A 17,799-nucleotide genomic window follows, 5' to 3' on the forward strand; every position below is an offset into this window, starting at 1 on the left:
CCCGTCGGCCAACTCCCGCGGCGCGTCAGCCGAATTGGTGGCCGCGACCACCCACTTCTGTGACTCAGTGCTTATGGCTGCGCTCGTTCTGTCACTCTGTCGTTGGCGCATCCGGCGCTGTAGCGGAGCTGCTCGGGAGTTGCTCAATGAGGACGACCACTTCGTCTCCACGGGACGACGACGTCACGGCGGCGCGCACGACGAGGGCGGACGGGTTCCCCGGCGGACCCGCGGCCGGGCCTGCCGACGGCCCCGCCGCCCGCTCCTGTCGGGTCAGCCTGCCCGGTGATCCGCAGGCCGCTGCCGCCGCCCGCCGCTTCGTCCGGGCCACCTTCGCCGACTGGGCCGACCGGCGGCCGGCCGGTGCGGAGGGTCTGACCGACCGGCTCGTGGAGGAAGCGGTGCTGCTGGTCAGCGAGTTGGTGACGAACGCGGTCGTGCACGCGGGTACCACCGTCGAGCTGCGCTGCCGGCTGGACCCGGAGGCCGGGCGGGGCGGGGGCGCGGAGTCGTACGGGGACGCGGAGCCGCGCCGGGGCCGCGACCGGGAGGCGTACGAGGCGCCGCACCGGGAAGCGGCGCCCGCCCCGGGAGCCGACGCCGACGGCGCGTCCGGCCCCGGCATCGTCATCGAGGTCTCCGACCACCACCCCACCCAGCCGGTCCGCGCCCGCGCGGAGAGCGCCGCGTCCGAGAACGGCGGTCACGGACTGCAACTGATCAGCGCGGTCGCGGAATCCTGGGGCGTCACCTACCGCCGGGCCATGAAGACCGTCTGGTTCCGGCTGCCCGTAGGGACCGCGGGCGGCGCCGGGTGGCGCGAGCCGGAGTTCACCCTCGACAACCAGCTGCTCCAGCGTGAGCTGCGGACCGCCGAGCTGCTCGCCCCGGCACCGCGCCGGGCCGCCCGCCCGGAATCCGGCGGCGGCCGGGTCGACAACGGCGCCCTCTCCTTCCTCGCCGAGGCCTCCGATCTGCTCTCCGGCCAGCTCGACGCCGACCAAGTCGCCGCGCTCGCCGCCCAGTTGATCGTGCCCCGGCTCGCCGAGTGGTGCGCGGTGTGGCTGTACGACGGCGACGGCGGGGCACCCGGCCGGGGGATCGCCGCGGCCGGTGACGAGCAGCGGCTGGCCGGTGTCTGGCACACCAGCGAGAGCCGGATCGACGCACTGCGTACGGCGCTGGAGAAGCAGCCGCCGGAACTCCCGGGCGAGGGCGCGTCCGGCAGCGCGCCGGGGATCGTGCCCTGGCCCTGGCCGTACGAACCGGGCGGCCACGGCCCCGGCGGCGCCGCACTGGCCTGCCCCCTGGTCGCCGGCGGACGGCGGCTCGGCACCCTGCTGCTCGGACGGGGCGGGATGCCGCACTTCCCCGACGAGGTGGTCGCGCTGATCGCGGACCTGTGCCGCCGGGCCGCCCGCGCGGTCGCCACCGCCCGCGCCTACAGCCGCCAGGAGCGCATCAGTCAGGTCCTGCAGCGCAGGCTGCTGCCCCGGGGGCGGGCGCGGGTGCCCGGGGTGGAGTCGGCGGTGGTCTACGAGCCGCGCGAGGGCGCCTGGGCGGGCGGCGACTTCTGGGACCTCTTCGACGCCGGGGACGGCCGCTGGTGCTTCGCGCTCGGCGATGTCTGCGGCAGCGGCCCGGAGGCGGCCGCGGTGACCGGGCTGGCCCGGCCCGTGCTGCGGCTGCTGGCCCGCGACGGGTTCGGCGTCGCGGCGGTGCTCGACCGGCTCAACAAGACCATGGCGCGGGAGGCCGCGGACTCGGTCGCGGCGGTGGCGGCGGCGGTGGCGGCGGCCGGTGCCGGGGCCGAGGCACCGGTCGAGATCCGCGAGGAGGGCGAACAGGCCCGCTTCCTGTCCCTGCTCTACGGCGAGATCGTCCCGTACCCCGGTGGCTCCGGCGGCGCCCGCTGCACCCTCGCCAGCGCCGGGCACCCGCTGCCGCTGGTGCTGGGCATGGACGGCGCGGTCCGGATCGTGGCTGCGCCGCAAATGCTGCTGGGGGTGGTGGAGGACGCGTCGTACGTAAGCGAATCGTTTGACCTCTGCCCAGGGGAGACGCTGCTGTGCGTCACCGACGGGGTGACCGAGCGGCGCTCGGGGCGGCGGCTCTTCGACGACGAGGACGGACTGGCCACCGCGCTCGCCGCCGGCGCCGGCCTGGGCGCCACCGCCCTCGCCGACCACATCCGCAGCACCGTGCACGCCTTCGGCCCCACCCCGCCCGATGACGACCTGGCCCTGCTGGTCCTCCAGGCGTCGCCGCCCGGGGTGTCCTGAGGCACAGCGGCGCCGGACGGACGGCGCCCCGCCATGACGGACAATGGATCCCATGCCTTCCGCACTGCCTGATGGTGAGCCGATGCCCGAGGACGGGGCGCTGCCCGGTCATACGCCGGGCGGGACCGCCGGGCGGCCCCTCGGCTTCTATCTGCATGTGCCGTACTGCGCGACCCGCTGCGGCTACTGCGACTTCAACACCTACACCGCGAGCGAGCTGCGCGGCTCCGGCGGCGCCCTGGCCTCCCGCGACAACTACGCCGACACCGTCGTCGACGAGATCCGGCTGGCCCGCAAGGTGCTGGGCGACGACCCGCGGCCGGTCGAGACGGTCTTCGTCGGCGGCGGCACCCCGACCCTGCTGCCCGCCGCCGATCTCGGCCGGATGCTGGCCGCGATCCGCGAGGAATTCGGCCTCGCGCCGGACGCGGAGATCACCACCGAGGCCAACCCGGAGTCCGTCGGCCCCCGCTATCTGGACGAACTGCGCGCGGGCGGCTTCAACCGGGTCTCCTTCGGCATGCAGAGCGCGCGGCAGCACGTCCTGAAGATCCTCGACCGTACGCACACCCCCGGCCGCCCCGAGGCCTGTGTCGCCGAGGCCCGCGCGGCAGGCTTCGAGCACGTCAACCTCGATCTGATCTACGGCACCCCGGGCGAGTCCGACGACGACTGGCGCGCCTCCCTGGACGCCGCGATCGGCGCCGGCCCCGACCATGTCTCCGCCTACGCCCTGATCGTCGAGGAGGGCACCCAGCTGGCCCGCCGGATCCGCCGCGGCGAGGTCCCGATGACCGACGACGACGTGCACGCCGACCGCTACCTCATCACCGAGGAACGCCTCACCGCGGCCGGTTTCACCTGGTACGAGGTCTCCAACTGGGCCACCACCGACGCCGCCCGCTGCCGCCACAACGAGCTCTACTGGACCGGCGCCGACTGGTGGGGCGCCGGCCCCGGCGCCCACAGCCACATCGGCGGCGTCCGCTGGTGGAACGTCAAACACCCCGGCGCCTACGCCCAGGCCCTCTCCGAAGGCCGCTCCCCGGGCGCCGGCCGCGAACTCCTCTCCGACGAGGACCGCCGCGTCGAACGCATCCTCCTGGAGCTGCGCCTCTCGGACGGCTGCCCCCTGGACATCCTCGCCCCGGCGGGGGCGAAGGCGGCGGCCCGCGCCCTGGCCGACGGCCTGCTGGAGCCCGCCCCGTACGAGGCGGGGCGCGCCGTGCTGACCCTCCGGGGGCGGCTGCTGGCGGATGCGGTGGTGCGGGATCTGGTGGACTGATCACTCGGCTGAGTGATCTCCCCCCGAGACCCGGTCCGCCGGGCAACGCCGTTCCTAGGCTGCCGCAATACATCGGCAGACAAGGATAGTTGGGCGGCTGGCCACAGTGCACGATCAGGACATCGAGGAGTACTTCGCGGAGTTCGAGCCTCCAGAGGGCTTCCGGGCGGAGCTCCTGCGCCGGGAAATCCTGCTGAGCGGCGGGACGGATATCGTCCACAACAGGATCGTCAGCGAGGTGATCGGCCAGATTCCGCGCGACCGCTGGCGCGGATTCGCGACACAGCACCTCGCGTTCCCGGGGGAGGTCAGCAAGCCGCAGCCCGACCTGGTGGTGATCGAGCGCGGACGATGCCGGCGTTCCGGATGGCTCGTGCCCGCTTCGGACGTGACCCTGTTGCTTGAGGTGGTCTCCCTGCGCAGCGCCGACCGTGACTACGGCCTGAAGCGCTCCATCTACGCCGCCGGGGGTGCCCCCGCGTACGTGATCATCGACCCGTACGACGCCCGCTGCGTCCTGCTCACCGAGCCCGTCGGCGCCGGTGAGGAGGCCGACTACGCGGTGCAGCGGATCACCGAGTTCGGCGACCCCGTGCCGCTGGAGCCGCTCGGCACCGAGCTGGACACCACCGACTTCGGGACGCTTCCCGCGGTCAGGCCCCACCGCCGGCCGTGACGAAGTCGATCAGCTCCTCGACCCGGCCCAGCAGCGCCGGCTCCAGGTCCTTGTAGGAGTGCACGCAGGAGAGGATCCGCTGCCAGGCGGCGCCCGTGTTCTCCGGCCAGCCCAGGGCGCGGCACACGCCCGTCTTCCAGTCCTGGCCGTGCGGGACGGAGGGCCAGGCGGGGATGCCGACCGAGGACGGCTTCACGGCCTCCCAGATGTCGATGTACGGGTGGCCCACCACCAGCGCATGGTCACCGGTCGCCCCGGCCGCGATACGGGACTCCTTCGAGCCGGGTACGAGATGGTCGACGAGGACGCCGAGGCGGGCGTCCGGGCCGGGGGAGAAGCTGTGGACGATCGCGGGCAGGTCGTCGATGCCCTCCAGGTACTCCACGACGACGCCCTCGATGCGCAGGTCGTCGCCCCAGACCCGCTCCACCAGCTCGGCGTCGTGCCGGCCCTCCACGTAGATGCGCCCGGCGCGGGCGACCCGTGCGCGGGCGCCGGGCACGGCGAGTGACCCGGATGCGGTCCGGGCGGGACCGCTGGGCGCCGGCGCGCTCTGCGGGCGTACGAGGGTGACCACCTTGCCCTCCAGGAGGAAGCCGCGCGGCTCCATGGGAAAGACGCGGTGCTTGCCGAAGCGGTCCTCCAGGGTGACCGTCGGGCCCTGTGCGGTCTTCTCGCAGCGGATCACGGCGCCGCAGAAACCCGAGGTGACCTCCTCGACGACCAGATCGGGCTCGGCGGGGACCTCGGGCGCGGGCCGCTGCTTCTTCCAGCTGGGGGTGAGGTCGGGGCTGTAGCGCTTGCTCTGCATGGGGGCCTGTCCGTGGGGTGAGCGGGTGGTGATCAGGAGGGGGCGACGCCGAAGCGGGCGGCGAGGGCGTCGCGCTGGGCGCGGACGAAGTCGGCGTCCACTACGGCGCCGTGGCCGGGAACGTACCGGGCGTCGTCGCCGCCGAGGGCCAGCAGGCGGTCCAGGGCGCCGGGCCACCGCTGCGGCAGCGCGTCCGGGCCCGCCTGGGGTTCGCCGGACTCCTCGACCAGATCGCCGCAGAAGACGATCTCAGGGGATCCGCCCCGGCCCGGTACCAGGACCGCGAGATCGTGGGCCGTGTGACCGGGGCCGACATTGGCGAGCAGCACCTGCCGGTCGCCGAGCTCGACGGTCAGCTGGTCGTGGACGTGGTGGTGCGGGGCGACCAGCAGATCGGCGGCCTCGGCGGCCGCGTCGCGCGCGACGCCGTGCCGTACCGCGTCGTGCCGCAGCGCGTCCTTGCCGCGGCGCAGCAGATCACCGAGGCCGGCCGCGCCGAAGACCTCGACGCCCGCGAAGGCGGCGGTGCCCAGTACGTGATCGAAATGCGGGTGGGTGAGCGCGATATGCGTCACGTCCCGGCCGAGCACACCGCGGACCGCCCGCCGCAGATCCGCACCGTCGCGCAGGGTCGCGCCGGTGTCGACGATCATGACGCCGGTGGTCCCCGCGATCACGCCGATCGTCTCGTCCCACCTCGGCATCCGGCGTCTGGCGACACCGTCACCGAGCTGTTCCCAACCGGCCTCTTCCCAAGCAGTGTGCATACCGAGACGCTAGCGCCATCGCGATAGCGTTGCCCGGCAGATCGACCGAACACGGTCACCGGGCGGGTGCTGTATGCGGCCGCCCTTGCCGTGTGCCTGCTACTCGGCCGTACACTGGCTCAGGGTCTGGCACTCGGCCCGTGTGAGTGCCAGGAGAGTCGAGACGGCGGACGGCCGGACTGGAGGTGCGCGGGATGCTCAGCGAACGCAGGCTCGAAGTGCTGCGCGCCATCGTCCAGGACTATGTGGGGACGGAGGAGCCGGTCGGCTCCAAGGCCCTCACCGAACGCCATCAGCTCGGCGTCTCCCCGGCCACCGTCCGCAACGACATGGCCGTCCTGGAGGACGAGGGTTTCATCGCCCAGCCGCACACGAGCGCCGGGCGGATCCCCACCGACAAGGGCTACCGCCTGTTCGTCGACAAGCTGGCCGGTGTGAAGCCGCTGTCCAGTCCGGAGCGGCGGGCGATCCAGAACTTCCTGGACGGCGCCGTCGACCTCGACGACGTGGTGGGCCGCACGGTCCGGCTGCTGGCGCAGCTGACCCGGCAGGTCGCGGTCGTGCAGTACCCGTCCCTGACCCGGTCCACGGTCCGGCATGTCGAGCTGCTGGCGCTGGCCCCGGCCCGGCTGATGCTGGTGCTGATCACGGACACCGGGCGGGTCGAGCAGCGGCTGATCGACTGCCAGGCACCGTTCGGCGAGGCTTCCCTGGCGGACCTGCGGGCCCGGCTCAACAGCCGGGTCGTGGGGCGCCGGTTCGCGGATGTGCCGCAGTTGGTGCAGGATCTCCCGGAGTCCTTCGAGCAGGACGACCGCGGCACGGTCTCGACAGTGCTGTCGGTGTTGCTGGAAACTCTGGTGGAGGAGACCGAAGAGCGGCTGATGATCGGCGGCACCGCCAATCTCACGCGCTTCGGGCACGATTTCCCCCTGACCATCCGGCCGGTGCTGGAAGCCCTTGAGGAGCATGTGGTGATGCTCAAGCTGCTCGGGGAGGCCAAGGACTCGGGCATGACCGTACGTATCGGGCATGAGAATGCTCATGAAGGCCTGGCGTCCACATCGGTCGTCACGGTCGGCTACGGTTCGGGCGACGAGGCAGTCGCCAAACTCGGCGTGGTCGGACCGACCCGCATGGACTACCCCGGAACGATGGGAGCGGTACGCGCAGTGGCACGTTACGTCGGACAAATCCTCGCGGAGTCGTAAGTGGCCACGGATTACTACTCGGTCCTCGGCATCGGACGCGACGCCTCGCAGGACCAGATCAAGAAAGCCTTCCGTCGGCTGGCGCGCGAACTGCACCCGGACGTGAACCCGGATCCGAAGACCCAGGAGCGGTTCAAGGAGATCAACGCCGCTTACGAGGTGCTGTCGGACCCGCAGAAGAAGCAGGTCTACGACCTCGGCGGAGACCCGCTCTCGCAGGCCGGCGGCGGCCAGGGCGCGGGCGGCTTCGGCGCGGGCTTCGGCAACTTCTCCGACATCATGGACGCGTTCTTCGGCACCGCGTCGCAGCGCGGGCCGCGCTCGCGCACCCGCCGCGGCCAGGACGCCATGATCCGGCTCGATGTCGAGCTGAACGAAGCCGCCTTCGGTACGACCAAGGACCTCCAGGTCGACACCGCCGTCGTCTGTACGACGTGCAGCGGTGAGGGCGCGGCGCCCGGTACCTCGGCGCAGACCTGTGACATGTGCCGCGGCCGCGGTGAGGTCTCGCAGGTCACCCGGTCGTTCCTGGGCCAGGTCATGACCTCGCGGCCGTGCCCGCAGTGCCAGGGCTTCGGCACGGTCGTCCCGACGCCGTGCCACGAGTGCGCGGGCGACGGGCGGATCCGCTCCCGCCGCACCCTGACCGTCAAGATCCCGGCCGGTGTCGACAACGGCACCCGCATCCAGCTCGCGGGCGAGGGCGAGGTCGGCCCCGGCGGCGGCCCCGCCGGTGATCTCTATGTGGAGATCCACGAGCTGCCGCACTCGGTCTTCCAGCGGCGCGGCGACGATCTGCACTGCACGGTCACCATCCCGATGACAGCGGCGGCGCTGGGCACGAAATGCCCGCTGGAGACGCTGGACGGGGTGGAGGAGATCGACGTCCGGCCCGGTACCCAGTCGGGACAGTCGATCCCGCTGCACCAGCGGGGTGTGACGCATCTGCGCGGCGGCGGCCGGGGCGACCTCATCGTCCATGTCGAGGTGCAGACGCCCACCAAGCTCGACCCCGAGCAGGAGGAGGCGCTGCGGCGGCTCGCCAAGCTCCGCGGCGAGGAGCGGCCCACGGGGCAGTTCCAGCCGGGGCAGCAGGGGCTGTTCTCGCGTCTGAAGGATGCGTTCAACGGGCGATAGCCCAGGTCGGCCCGGGGGCCGCGGAGGTTCCCCGGGCCCGTGCGGCGGCCACCGCCCCGATGCGGGGCGGTGGTCAGGGCGTGACACGATGTGCGCATGCCCACCGCGCTGACCGATCTCTGCCGCTACCCGATCGTGCAGGCCCCGATGGCGGGAGGCGGCTCCGGACCCGAGCTGGCCGCCGCCGTCTGCGGTGCCGGCGGTCTCGGCTTCCTCGCCGCCGGCTACAAGACCGCCGACGGCATGTACCAGGAGATCAAACAGCTGCGGTCGCTGACCGACCGGCCCTTCGGCGTCAACCTCTTCATGCCGCAGCCCTCGCTGGCCGACGGCTCCGTCGTCGAGGTCTACCGCGAACAGCTGGCCGGCGAGGCCACCTGGTACGAGACCGAGCTCGGCGACACCGACGGGCCCATCGACGACGGCTACGAGGCCAAGCTCGCGATACTGCGGGAGGACCCGGTGCCGGTGGTGTCCTTCACCTTCGGCTGCCCCTCGCGCGCCGTCTTCGACGCGTTCGCCAAGGTCGGTACGTACACCGTCGTCACGGTCACCACCGCCGCCGAGGCGCAGGCCGCGCAGTGGTCGGGCGCGGACGCGGTGTGTGTGCAGGGCGTGGAGGCCGGCGGCCACCAGGGCACCCACCGGGACGATCCGCACGCGGACGGGACCGGCGCCGGGCTGGGGCTGCTGGCGGCGCTCGGCCAGGTCCGGGAGGCCGTGCAGATTCCGCTGATCGCCGCGGGCGGGCTGATGCGCGGGACGCAGATCGCGGCGGTGCTGGCCGCCGGGGCGACCATGGCGCAGCTGGGCACCGCCTTCCTCGCCACCCCCGAGTCGGGCGCCAACCCCCTGCACAAGCAGGCGCTGACCAACCCCCTGTTCACTCATACGGAGTTGACCCGGGCGTTCTCCGGGCGGCCGGCCCGCGGGCTGGTGAACCGCTTCATGCGCGAGCACGGCCCGTACGCACCGGCCGCCTACCCGGCCGTCCACTACCTCACCTCCACGGTGCGCAAGGCCGCGGCCAAGGCGGGCGACGCCCAGGGCATGAACCTGTGGGCGGGGCAGGGGCACCGGCTGGCGCGGGAGCTGCCCGCCGGCCGGCTGGTGGAGGTGCTGTCCGCCGAACTGGACGCGGCACGCGCCGCATTGAGCCTCCCCGCCCACGGAAGTGCCTCATGACCGCACCCGTCTTCCTCGTCGAGTCCCTCGCGGGCGTACGGGACGGGGGCACGCTGACCCTGGACGGTCCCGAGGGCCGGCACGCGGTCTCGGTGCGCCGGCTGCGGGCCGGTGAGGAGGTCGTCCTGACGGACGGGCACGGCACCGGCGCCTACGGCACGGTCGCCGCCGTCGAGGGCAAGGACCGGCTCACTGTCACGGTCACGGAGCTGCGCACCGAGGACCCGCCCGCCCCCACGATCACCGTCGTCCAGGCCCTCCCCAAGGGCGACCGCGGCGAGCTGGCCGTCGAGACGATGACCGAGACCGGAGTGGACGCCATCGTGCCCTGGTCGGCGGCGCGTTGCGTCACCCAGTGGAAGGGCGAGCGGGCCGCCAAATCGCTCGGCAAATGGCGCGCCACCGCCCGCGAGGCGGGCAAGCAGTCGCGCCGGCTGACCTTCCCGGAGGTCACGGACCCGCTGACGACCAAGCAGGTGGCCGCGCTGCTCGCGGACGCCGACTTCGCCGCCGTCCTCCACGAGGAGGGCAGCACACCGCTCGCCACGGCCGAACTCCCCACCGACGGCCGCATCGTGCTCGTCGTCGGCCCGGAAGGCGGCGTCTCCCCCGAGGAACTCACCACCTTCACCGAGGCCGGCGCCAAGCCCTACCGCCTGGGCAGCACCGTCCTGCGCACCTCCACGGCGGGCACCGCGGCCACCGCGCTGCTGCTGGGGCGGACGGGGCGGTGGAGCTGAGCGCTCCGCGGCCCGTGCCGCCCCGGGGGCTCAGGCCGACGGCTGCGTGATCGCGGCCGCCGTTGCGCACAGCTCCGTGAGGGTGCCGGTGAAGGTCGGCAGCAGCTGGAGGCAGACGGCCCAGGTCTCGGGGTCGGTGCCCAGATGCTCCGCGGTCAGTGCGGCCGCCCGGGTGCCCAGCTCCTGCCGGTCGGCTGGTCGCTCCGCGGAGTTGAGCAGGCGGAGCAGGTGGGCCAGGGCCCGGTTCGCGGGGGCGGCACGGGTCAGGACGTCCTCCGGGGTGAGCGCGCCGCGCCGGAGGGCGAGCTGGAGCCATGAGGAGTCGTGGCGGCCGGCCTCCGGGGCGTGCGGCAGCAGGGCCAGCAGCATCTCGCGCGGGCAGTCCGGGCGCTCCGCGAGGTCCTCGGCCGGGGCTGCGGCCAGCGTGCCGGAACGGTGTGCCGCGATCAGCTCGGGCCAGGGGAGGGGTATGCCCTCGCCGGTGAGCTTGTGCAGCTGGCTGCTGCCGTAGCCCGGGGGCTTGTTGAGGAACGCCACCAGTTTCGCCGGGTCCTCCTCCTCGGCCAGCCGGACCCGCAGCCGCTCCAGGCCGTCGGGGAGGCCGAGGAGCTTCTCCGTCTGCCGGCGGAACGTGACCGGGAACCGGTCCATCGCCAGGATCTCGCGCACCGCGTCCGGGCCGCCGCGCTCCCACACGGCCGCCAGCAGTCGCAGCCGGGCCGCGGGCAGCCGGAGCCTCAGCCGCTCGACGAGCGTACGGGCCACGCCCGGGTCACCGGACTCCAGACCGGCGATGAGCCGGCTGCGGTAGTGGCCGAGGTTGGTCTCCCGCAGGGCGCGGAGCAGTTCCCCGGGGACGTCACGGGTGCCGCCGCCGCGCAGCCGCCCGGCCAGCATCCGCTCCCGCTCCCCGTCGTCGAGACGGCAGTGGAAGAACAGGTTCGCGTCCACCCGCGGTTCGTCGAGATCGAGGAGGTAGGCCAGCTTCTCGGGGGAGAGGGCGGTGGTGGCGGCCTGCGCGGCCTGCGCCGGGACCCCGTGGGCGGCGAACACCGCGTCCCGGACGGCCGGCGCCGGATCGCCGTACACCAGGAGATGCTGCACTGCCCGTGGGTCGAAGTGCGGTACGACGGCGATCTGGGCCTCCTCGGAGGCGCACTGGAAGAGGTTCAGGAACGCGGCCCGGGACGCCTCGGGGGGTGTGGCGGGGAACACCGCCTCCAGGGGGCGCGGCCAGCTGGTGCTGCGCTTCTTGCGGGAATCGCCCCAGGCGGCGTCCTCGATCAGCTCGGCGACGCTGCCCCGGGCCCGCCCCATCCGGGCGTAGCACGTCAGCCAGTTGACCGGGTCCGTGCCGAGCCGGTCGAGCAGTCCGGCGAGGGTCTTGCGGGTCGGCTCGTGGTCGTACGGCAGCGCGCTCAGCACCTCCGCCGCCGGGCCCACCTCCGCCAGTACGCGGTCCACCGGCAGCCGGCCCGTACGGATGCCGCGCCCCAGGGCCTCGTCGAAGCGCACCCTGCCCGCCGCCGCCTCGGGCCCCACCAGCGCCTCGAAGGGCAGCCCTGCGGCGCTCTGCGAGGTGCTCCAGGGGTCGGCGCGGAAACACTCCATGACGAGGTCGTCAGGGCAGCCCTCCCACTGGGTGAGCTGCGACAGGTGGTTGCCGCTCGACCGGCCGGTCCCGAAGGGCAGGCGGGCGTGTTCGCGCCGGACGAGTTCCCAGTCCAGGGCGGCAGGCTTCGCGACCACGCCGACGCCGAGACGGACCCTCATCAGGGCCCGCAGCGAGGCGGGGTCCGTCCATGCGCCGGCCGGGCGGCGCTCCCGCAGGAACGCCTCCGGGTCGGCGTCGGCCGCCGCGGCCCGCATCACCTCCAGCAGCTCCGGGCGCCCGAGATCGAAGTCCGGGGCCTGCTCGACCCCGTCGGCGAACGCCAGCAGCCCTTCACCGCCGGCGAGTTGGACCAGGGCAATACAGGCGTCGAGGGTGACCGGCAGCGGGAGAAACCGGGACAGCCGGACCAGGGTGTAGGAGATCAGCTGGGGGAACGGGCCGGTCAGGGCGGGGAGCAGCTCAACGGGGGTGGCTTCCTTCAGGAGCAGCGTGACGAGGCTGTCTTCGGCTTCCCAGCGCGGGTCCGTGACGTCGGCGGCGCCCAGAATCGCCGGCAGCAGATCCGGCAGGTCCCGCGCGCGCCGGGTCCGGCCCGTGCCGATGCGGTAGCGCGCCTTCCACACCGCGCGGGCGATCACCGGGTCGCCGCTCCCCGCCGCCTGTATCAGGAACGCCTCGGGATCGGCGTCCAGCGCGGCACGCAGCGCCGCCCCGTCCGGTCCGGTCAGCGTCTCGATCATCTCCTCCGGCAGCCCGAACCGGTCGGACAGCGCGGCCAGCAACTCCGGACGCTGCCGCTCGGCGAGGGCGTCGGCGGTGTCCGGCGCGGCGAGCCGCAGTGCCAGGCGGAGCGGGGCGGCGGAGCTGTGGGTCACGTGCGGAGATCCCTTCGCGGGGCGGGCGTACGGCGGTGCACGGAACGGCACCGGACCCTTCCGCGACACTCAGATCGTGGCACGGCCCACTGACAACGCAGCGGTGCGCCGGACGCGCCCTCAGGGGCCGTCCGGCGCACCGCCGTTCACTACGGAGGGCCGGTCGGACCGGCCGTCTCGTCAGACCAGCTCCGCCGCCAGCGTGATGTTCTTGACGCCCGCCAGTGCCTGGCTCACCGGGCAGTTGGCCTTGGCGTCCTGCGCCGCGGCCTGGAAGTCCTCCTCGGACAGGCCGGGGACGCGGGCCTTGACGGTCAGTGCGATGCCGGTGATGCCTTCGCCGGGCTGGAAGGTGACATCGGCCTGGGTGTCCAGGGCCTCGACGGTGTACCCCTTGCCCGCCAGGCCGTGCGAGAAGGCCATCGAGTAGCAGGAGGAGTGGGCCGCCGCGATCAGCTCCTCGGGGCTGGTGACGCCGTTGGGCTGCTCGGCGCGGGCGGGCCAGTTCACGTCGTACGTACCGACCTTGGAGGACTCCAGGGCGACGGTGCCCTTGCCCTCCAGGAGGTTGCCTTCCCAGTGGGTCTTGGCGGTGCGCGTGGTTGCCATGGTGCAGATCTCCCGGTTGTGGGCGAAAGCGGTTGTGATCGCCAGCTTAGTGATGCCGGGGCCGCGCCGTGCTGCCCGCCCTCCGCCGGTGCGCCGACGGGACCCGCCGCGGCGGGACGGGCGCCCCGCCGCGGCGGTGAGCCCCGGCCACCCCCGGTCGCTGCAACCCCCCGCTGGCGCCGCCCGGTAGCATCCGAAGGCCGTGCGCACCGTGTGTACGGCGGAAGATCCGGGAGGAGCCACCGGTGGCGGGAGAACCGCAGGCCGACTGCCTGTTCTGCAAGATCGTGGCAGGGGAGGTACCGGCGACCATCGTCCGGGAGACCGAGACCACCGTCGCGTTCCGCGACATCAACCCCCAGGCGCCGACGCACGTCCTGATCATCCCCAAGGTGCACTACCCCGACGCCGCGTCCCTCGCCGCCGCCGAACCGCAGATCATCGCCGACATAATGCGGGAGTCCCGGGAGGTCGCCGCCGAGGAGAAGATGGAGGACCGCGGCTACCGCGTCGTCTTCAACACCGGCTCCGGCGCGGGCCAGACCGTCTTCCACGCACACCTGCACGTGCTCGGCGGCCGCGGCCTCCAGTGGCCCCCCGGATAACCGACCGTGTCCGTACGTGAACTGGTCGTCCTCGGCACCGCTAGTCAGGTCCCCACCCGCCATCGCAACCACAACGGCTATCTGCTGCGGTGGGACGGCCAGGGGCTGCTCTTCGACCCCGGCGAGGGCACCCAGCGGCAGATGCTGCGCGCCGGGGTCGCCGCCCATGACCTGAACCGGATCTGTGTCACGCACTTCCACGGCGACCACTCGCTGGGCCTGGCGGGAGTGATCCAGCGGATCAACCTGGACCGGGTGCCGCATCCGGTCACCGCCCACTACCCGGCCAGCGGCCAGCGCTTCTTCGACCGGCTGCGCCATGCCACCGCCTACCGCGAGACGGTCCGCCTGGTGGAGCGGCCGGTCGCCGCCGACGGCGAACTGGACCGCACGGAGTCGTACGTCCTGGAGGCGCGACGGCTCTGGCACCCCGTCGAGTCGTACGGCTACCGCCTCGTCGAACCGGACGCCCGACGGATGCTGCCGGACCGGCTGGCGGAGCACGGCATCGCGGGGCCGGACGTCGGACGGCTCAAGCAGCGCGGCGAGCTGAACGGCGTCACCCTGGACGACGTGAGCGAGCAGCGGCGGGGCCAGCGGTTCGCGTTCGTCATGGACACCCGGCTGTGCGAGGGCGTGCACGCGCTCGCGGAGGGGGCGGACATGCTGGTCATCGAGTCGACGTTCCTGGACGAGGACATCCAGCTGGCCGTGGACCACGGTCATCTGACCGCCGGGCAGGCCGCGGAGGTGGCCGCACGGGCCGGGGTGCGGCATCTCGTGCTGACGCACTTCTCGCAGCGCTACGCCGACCCCACGGAGTTCGAACGGCAGGCCCGCGCGGCGGGGTATACGGGGGAACTGACCATCGCCCAGGATCTGTCGCGGGTGCCGCTGCCCAAGCGGGGCTGAGGGCGGGGGCGCCGGGGGCGGGCGTGATTCCCCCCGGTGCGCCCCCGGGCCCCGCCCGGCCGGCCTGTCCGGCCGGCCCGCACCCCGCCGGGGCCGCCCCGCCCCGCCTACGGCAGGTAATACATCGGGTTCGGCATCTTGAACGTCCGGTCCCCGGCGCCGCCGCGCAGATCGCTGTACTGGTCACCGAAGTTGGCGACGATGTTGTAGCCGAGCGACTCGATGTGCTTGCGGGTGCCCGACTTGTACTCGATGGTCGAGCAGGTGGAGCCGCAGGGCAGGTAGGGCGGCGGGTGCTCCTTGTCCTTCAGGTAGACGTGCCGGCGGTCCAGGGGCACGCCGTAGCCGACGTTCTTGAGGTTGCGCACGCTCCAGTCGCGCTGCGCCTCCTTGCGGCCGGTGAGGAAGAAGACCTCGGCGCCCTTGTCGTGGGCCCAGTTGACCAGCCGGTCCATGCCGAAGACCGGGTCCATGTCGGTGTGCGCCAGGTACTTGTCCTGGCTCTCCTCGGTGAAGTGGAAGCCGACCTGGAGCTCGTAGTTATAGGTGAGCAGGGTCGTGTCGTCGATGTCGAGCACGATGGCCGGCTTGGCCTTGCCCGCCCGGCCGTGCCCGGCAAGGGCCTTCGACAGGTAGCCGCGGGCCTTGCTCTCGATGCCGCGGACCTGGTGTGCGTAGTTGCTGCGCGGGGAGGCGTAGTGCTCGCCGTCCGCCGTCACCGTGTCGCCGTAGTACGCCTTGATCTTGTCCTGCACCTGCGTGAGGTTGGGGATCTCCTTGTCGGTGCGCGGTATGGAGTGTTCGGCGGTGGCCTGGCCGATGCCGAAGACGGCGGTGCCGGTGACGAGGGCGGCGACCGTCGCGGCGCCGAGGCGGGCCCGGCGGGAGAGGGCGGGGCGGAAACGGGCGGGACGGGGCATGCGCGGCTCCTTAAAGAGACATGAGCGGACTCCGTAGGTCTAACAGAGCCTCACATCCGTATCTACGCGCGCAGATTCAACCCTTGGCAAAGGCCGCGAGCGGACCCGCGGCGGGTGGCTCCGGGCCGGAGATCACGGACCCGGCCGTGGTCCTGTGCGCGGTGGCCCGGCACGCGTACGGTGAGCACGGCTCAGTGGCGGTGCGCCACAGTGGTCCCGTAAGTGATCTTTGAAAGGGGCTGTCCCGATGGCACAGGAAGTGCGCGGCGTGATTGCGCCGGGGAAGAACGAACCGGTCCGGCTGGAGACCATCCTGGTGCCGGATCCGGGTCCCGGCGAGGCCGTGGTGAAGATCCAGACGTGCGGGGTGTGCCACACCGATCTGCACTACAAGCAGGGCGGCATCAACGACGACTTTCCGTTCCTGCTCGGGCACGAGGCGGCCGGGGTGGTGGAGTCGGTCGGCTCCGGCGTCACCGATGTGGCGCCCGGCGATTTCGTCGTCCTCAACTGGCGGGCGGTGTGCGGCCAGTGCCGGGCGTGTCTGCGCGGTCGCCCGCAGTACTGCTTCGACACCCACAACGCCCGGCAGAAGATGACGCTGAAGGACGGCACGGAGCTGAGCCCGGCGCTGGGCATCGGGGCCTTCGCCGACAAGACGCTGGTCGCCGCCGGACAGTGCACCAAGGTCAGCCCGGAGATCGCGCCCGCGGCGGCCGGCCTGCTGGGCTGCGGGGTGATGGCGGGCATGGGCGCCGCCCTCAACACCGGCGGCGTGGCACGCGGCGACTCGGTCGCGGTCATCGGCTGCGGCGGCGTCGGCGACGCGGCCGTGATGGGGGCCCGGCTGGCCGGTGCGGCCAAGATCATCGCGGTGGACATCGACGACCGCAAGCTGGAGACCGCGCGCTCCATGGGCGCCACCCACACGGTCAACTCCCGCACCACCGACCCCATCGAGGCGGTCCGCGAGCTGACCGGCGGCTTCGGCGCGGACGTCGTCATCGACGCGGTCGGCCGCCCGGAGACCTACCGGCAGGCGTTCTACGCCCGCGACCTGGCCGGGACCGTCGTCCTGGTGGGCGTCCCCACCCCCGAGATGACCCTGGAACTTCCCCTACTGGACGTCTTCGGCCGCGGCGGCGCCCTCAAGTCCTCCTGGTACGGCGACTGTCTGCCCTCCCGCGACTTCCCGATGCTGGTCGATCTGCACCTCCAGGGCCGGATCGACCTGGGGGCGTTCGTCACCGAGACCATCGGCATCGAGGACGTGGAAGGCGCCTTCGCGCGGATGCACGCGGGCGACGTGCTGCGATCGGTGGTGGCGCTCTGATGGCGGTCCGCATCGACCACCTGGTCACCTCCGGCACCTTCTCCCTCGACGGCGGCACCTGGGACGTCGACAACAACGTCTGGATCGTCGGCGACGACGACGAGGCGATCGTCATCGACGCCGCCCATGACGCCGACGCCATCGTCACGGCCCTCGACGGCCGGACACTGCGCGCGATCATCTGCACCCATGGGCACAACGACCACATCGACGCGGCCCCGGCGCTCGCGTCCCGCACCGGCGCCAGGATCCATCTGCACCCCGCCGACCTGCCGTTGTGGAAGATGACCCATCCGGACACCCCACCGGACGCGGAGCTGGCCGACGGCCAGGTGCTGACCATCGCCGGTACGGACCTGACGGTGCTGCACACCCCGGGCCACGCACCCGGCGCGGTCTGCCTGCACGCCCCCGACCTGCGCACCGTCTTCACCGGCGACACCCTCTTCCAGGGCGGCCCCGGCGCCACCGGCCGGTCCTTCTCGGACTTCCCGACGATCGTCGACTCGATCCGGGACCGGCTGCTGACCCTGCCGCCGGAGACCCAGGTCCGTACCGGACACGGCGATCCGACGACGATCGGTGCGGAGGCACCGCACCTGGAGGAGTGGATCAAACGCGGGCATTAGAGGGGGCGTTGCCACTTAGGGGAGGGGCGCCTGGATCCCGTAGGGGGGTACGGGCGCCCCTTGCGTGCCACAACGTGGCGGGGGCGGGGGGTATTCCGGGGGCTCACGCCTCCGTGGCCTCACGCCTCCGCGGGCTCATGGCCATGGGCGCACGCCTCCGTGGGCTCACGGCCATGGGCGCACGCCTCCGCGTCTTTGGCCGCAGTG

The 17,799-nt window shown here is 72.8% G+C and carries 16 protein-coding genes; 11 read left to right on the top strand and 5 right to left on the bottom strand.

Going from position 1 to position 17,799, the window contains the following annotated elements:
- Nucleotides 1-146 precede the first annotated feature (146 nt).
- The 3 genes from STRTU_RS23935 (at nucleotide 147) to STRTU_RS23945 (ending at nucleotide 4,243) form a co-directional block, all read left to right on the top strand.
- Complete coding sequence (locus STRTU_RS23935) at nucleotides 147-2,282, top strand: ATP-binding SpoIIE family protein phosphatase (protein ID WP_159746016.1); 2,136 nt, start codon at nucleotides 147-149, stop codon at nucleotides 2,280-2,282.
- Between the two features lie 52 nt (nucleotides 2,283-2,334).
- Nucleotides 2,335-3,567, top strand: a complete 1,233-nt coding sequence (gene hemW, locus STRTU_RS23940; protein WP_159746017.1) for a radical SAM family heme chaperone HemW — start codon at nucleotides 2,335-2,337, stop codon at nucleotides 3,565-3,567.
- A gap of 106 nt (nucleotides 3,568-3,673) precedes the next feature.
- A complete protein-coding gene (locus STRTU_RS23945; protein ID WP_246241133.1) occupies nucleotides 3,674-4,243 on the top strand; it encodes a Uma2 family endonuclease in 570 nt (189 codons plus the stop codon).
- On the opposite strand, the gene STRTU_RS23950 is transcribed toward STRTU_RS23945, so the two are convergent.
- Nucleotides 4,221-5,054, bottom strand: a complete 834-nt coding sequence (locus STRTU_RS23950; protein WP_159746018.1) for a DUF3097 domain-containing protein — start codon at nucleotides 5,052-5,054, stop codon at nucleotides 4,221-4,223. The genes STRTU_RS23945 and STRTU_RS23950 overlap by 23 nt on opposite strands.
- A 32-nt stretch (nucleotides 5,055-5,086) precedes the next feature.
- Complete coding sequence (locus STRTU_RS23955; RefSeq protein ID WP_159746019.1) at nucleotides 5,087-5,821, bottom strand: MBL fold metallo-hydrolase; 735 nt, start codon at nucleotides 5,819-5,821, stop codon at nucleotides 5,087-5,089.
- Nucleotides 5,822-6,015: 194 nt separating this feature from the next.
- On the opposite strand from STRTU_RS23955, the gene hrcA reads away from it, so the two are divergent.
- From hrcA to STRTU_RS23975, 4 genes are all read left to right on the top strand, one after another.
- A complete protein-coding gene (gene hrcA, locus STRTU_RS23960) occupies nucleotides 6,016-7,032 on the top strand; it encodes a heat-inducible transcriptional repressor HrcA (protein WP_159746020.1) in 1,017 nt (338 codons plus the stop codon).
- Nucleotides 7,033-8,169 (top strand): molecular chaperone DnaJ, encoded by a 1,137-nt coding sequence (dnaJ, locus tag STRTU_RS23965; RefSeq protein WP_159746021.1) that lies wholly within the window; start codon nucleotides 7,033-7,035, stop codon nucleotides 8,167-8,169.
- 96 nt (nucleotides 8,170-8,265) lie between these two features.
- Nucleotides 8,266-9,354, top strand: coding sequence for a nitronate monooxygenase (locus STRTU_RS23970; RefSeq protein ID WP_159746022.1), 1,089 nt, complete (start codon nucleotides 8,266-8,268; stop codon nucleotides 9,352-9,354).
- The gene (locus STRTU_RS23975) at nucleotides 9,351-10,094 is read left to right on the top strand and encodes a 16S rRNA (uracil(1498)-N(3))-methyltransferase (RefSeq protein WP_159746023.1); all 744 of its coding nucleotides are present in this window, start codon (nucleotides 9,351-9,353) and stop codon (nucleotides 10,092-10,094) included. Before STRTU_RS23970 ends, STRTU_RS23975 begins: the two co-directional genes overlap by 4 nt.
- Nucleotides 10,095-10,124: 30 nt before the next feature.
- Here the strand turns inward: STRTU_RS23975 and STRTU_RS23980 are convergent, their stop codons facing one another.
- Both STRTU_RS23980 and STRTU_RS23985 read right to left on the bottom strand, forming a co-directional pair.
- Entirely contained in the window at nucleotides 10,125-12,584 is a 2,460-nt protein-coding gene (locus STRTU_RS23980) for a hypothetical protein (protein ID WP_159746025.1), read from the bottom strand.
- Between the two features lie 180 nt (nucleotides 12,585-12,764).
- Nucleotides 12,765-13,193, bottom strand: coding sequence for an OsmC family protein (locus tag STRTU_RS23985; protein ID WP_159746027.1), 429 nt, complete (start codon nucleotides 13,191-13,193; stop codon nucleotides 12,765-12,767).
- A gap of 245 nt (nucleotides 13,194-13,438) precedes the next feature.
- Here STRTU_RS23985 and STRTU_RS23990 point away from each other — a divergent pair, with 245 nt between their 5' ends.
- Together STRTU_RS23990 and STRTU_RS23995 are read left to right on the top strand one after the other, a co-directional pair.
- Complete coding sequence (locus STRTU_RS23990; protein WP_159746029.1) at nucleotides 13,439-13,798, top strand: histidine triad nucleotide-binding protein; 360 nt, start codon at nucleotides 13,439-13,441, stop codon at nucleotides 13,796-13,798.
- Nucleotides 13,799-13,804: 6 nt separating this feature from the next.
- Nucleotides 13,805-14,710 carry a ribonuclease Z gene (locus STRTU_RS23995; protein WP_159746031.1) on the top strand — a complete coding sequence of 302 codons (906 nt, stop codon included), beginning with the start codon at nucleotides 13,805-13,807 and terminating at the stop codon, nucleotides 14,708-14,710.
- Between the two features lie 107 nt (nucleotides 14,711-14,817).
- On the opposite strand, the gene STRTU_RS24000 is transcribed toward STRTU_RS23995, so the two are convergent.
- Complete coding sequence (locus tag STRTU_RS24000; protein WP_159746033.1) at nucleotides 14,818-15,630, bottom strand: HAD family acid phosphatase; 813 nt, start codon at nucleotides 15,628-15,630, stop codon at nucleotides 14,818-14,820.
- A gap of 247 nt (nucleotides 15,631-15,877) precedes the next feature.
- Here STRTU_RS24000 and STRTU_RS24005 point away from each other — a divergent pair, with 247 nt between their 5' ends.
- Both STRTU_RS24005 and STRTU_RS24010 read left to right on the top strand, forming a co-directional pair.
- Entirely contained in the window at nucleotides 15,878-16,963 is a 1,086-nt protein-coding gene (locus tag STRTU_RS24005) for an S-(hydroxymethyl)mycothiol dehydrogenase (protein ID WP_159746035.1), read from the top strand.
- Nucleotides 16,963-17,592 (top strand): MBL fold metallo-hydrolase, encoded by a 630-nt coding sequence (locus tag STRTU_RS24010; protein ID WP_159746037.1) that lies wholly within the window; start codon nucleotides 16,963-16,965, stop codon nucleotides 17,590-17,592. The genes STRTU_RS24005 and STRTU_RS24010 overlap by 1 nt, the downstream gene beginning before the upstream one ends.
- The last annotated feature ends 207 nt before the right edge of the window (nucleotides 17,593-17,799 follow it).

The organism is Streptomyces tubercidicus (assembly GCF_027497495.1).
Classification (GTDB): domain Bacteria; phylum Actinomycetota; class Actinomycetes; order Streptomycetales; family Streptomycetaceae; genus Streptomyces; species Streptomyces tubercidicus.

Coding starts and splice junctions, on each gene's coding strand:
- STRTU_RS24005 (WP_159746035.1), top strand. CDS start 15,878: ATGGCACAGGAAGTGCGCGGCGTGATTGCGCCGGGGAAGAACGAACCG.
- STRTU_RS23955 (WP_159746019.1), bottom strand. CDS start 5,821: ATGCACACTGCTTGGGAAGAGGCCGGTTGGGAACAGCTCGGTGACGGT.
- STRTU_RS23970 (WP_159746022.1), top strand. CDS start 8,266: ATGCCCACCGCGCTGACCGATCTCTGCCGCTACCCGATCGTGCAGGCC.
- hemW (WP_159746017.1), top strand. CDS start 2,335: ATGCCTTCCGCACTGCCTGATGGTGAGCCGATGCCCGAGGACGGGGCG.
- STRTU_RS23985 (WP_159746027.1), bottom strand. CDS start 13,193: ATGGCAACCACGCGCACCGCCAAGACCCACTGGGAAGGCAACCTCCTG.
- STRTU_RS24000 (WP_159746033.1), bottom strand. CDS start 15,630: ATGCCCCGTCCCGCCCGTTTCCGCCCCGCCCTCTCCCGCCGGGCCCGC.
- STRTU_RS23950 (WP_159746018.1), bottom strand. CDS start 5,054: ATGCAGAGCAAGCGCTACAGCCCCGACCTCACCCCCAGCTGGAAGAAG.
- hrcA (WP_159746020.1), top strand. CDS start 6,016: ATGCTCAGCGAACGCAGGCTCGAAGTGCTGCGCGCCATCGTCCAGGAC.
- STRTU_RS24010 (WP_159746037.1), top strand. CDS start 16,963: ATGGCGGTCCGCATCGACCACCTGGTCACCTCCGGCACCTTCTCCCTC.
- STRTU_RS23975 (WP_159746023.1), top strand. CDS start 9,351: ATGACCGCACCCGTCTTCCTCGTCGAGTCCCTCGCGGGCGTACGGGAC.
- STRTU_RS23935 (WP_159746016.1), top strand. CDS start 147: ATGAGGACGACCACTTCGTCTCCACGGGACGACGACGTCACGGCGGCG.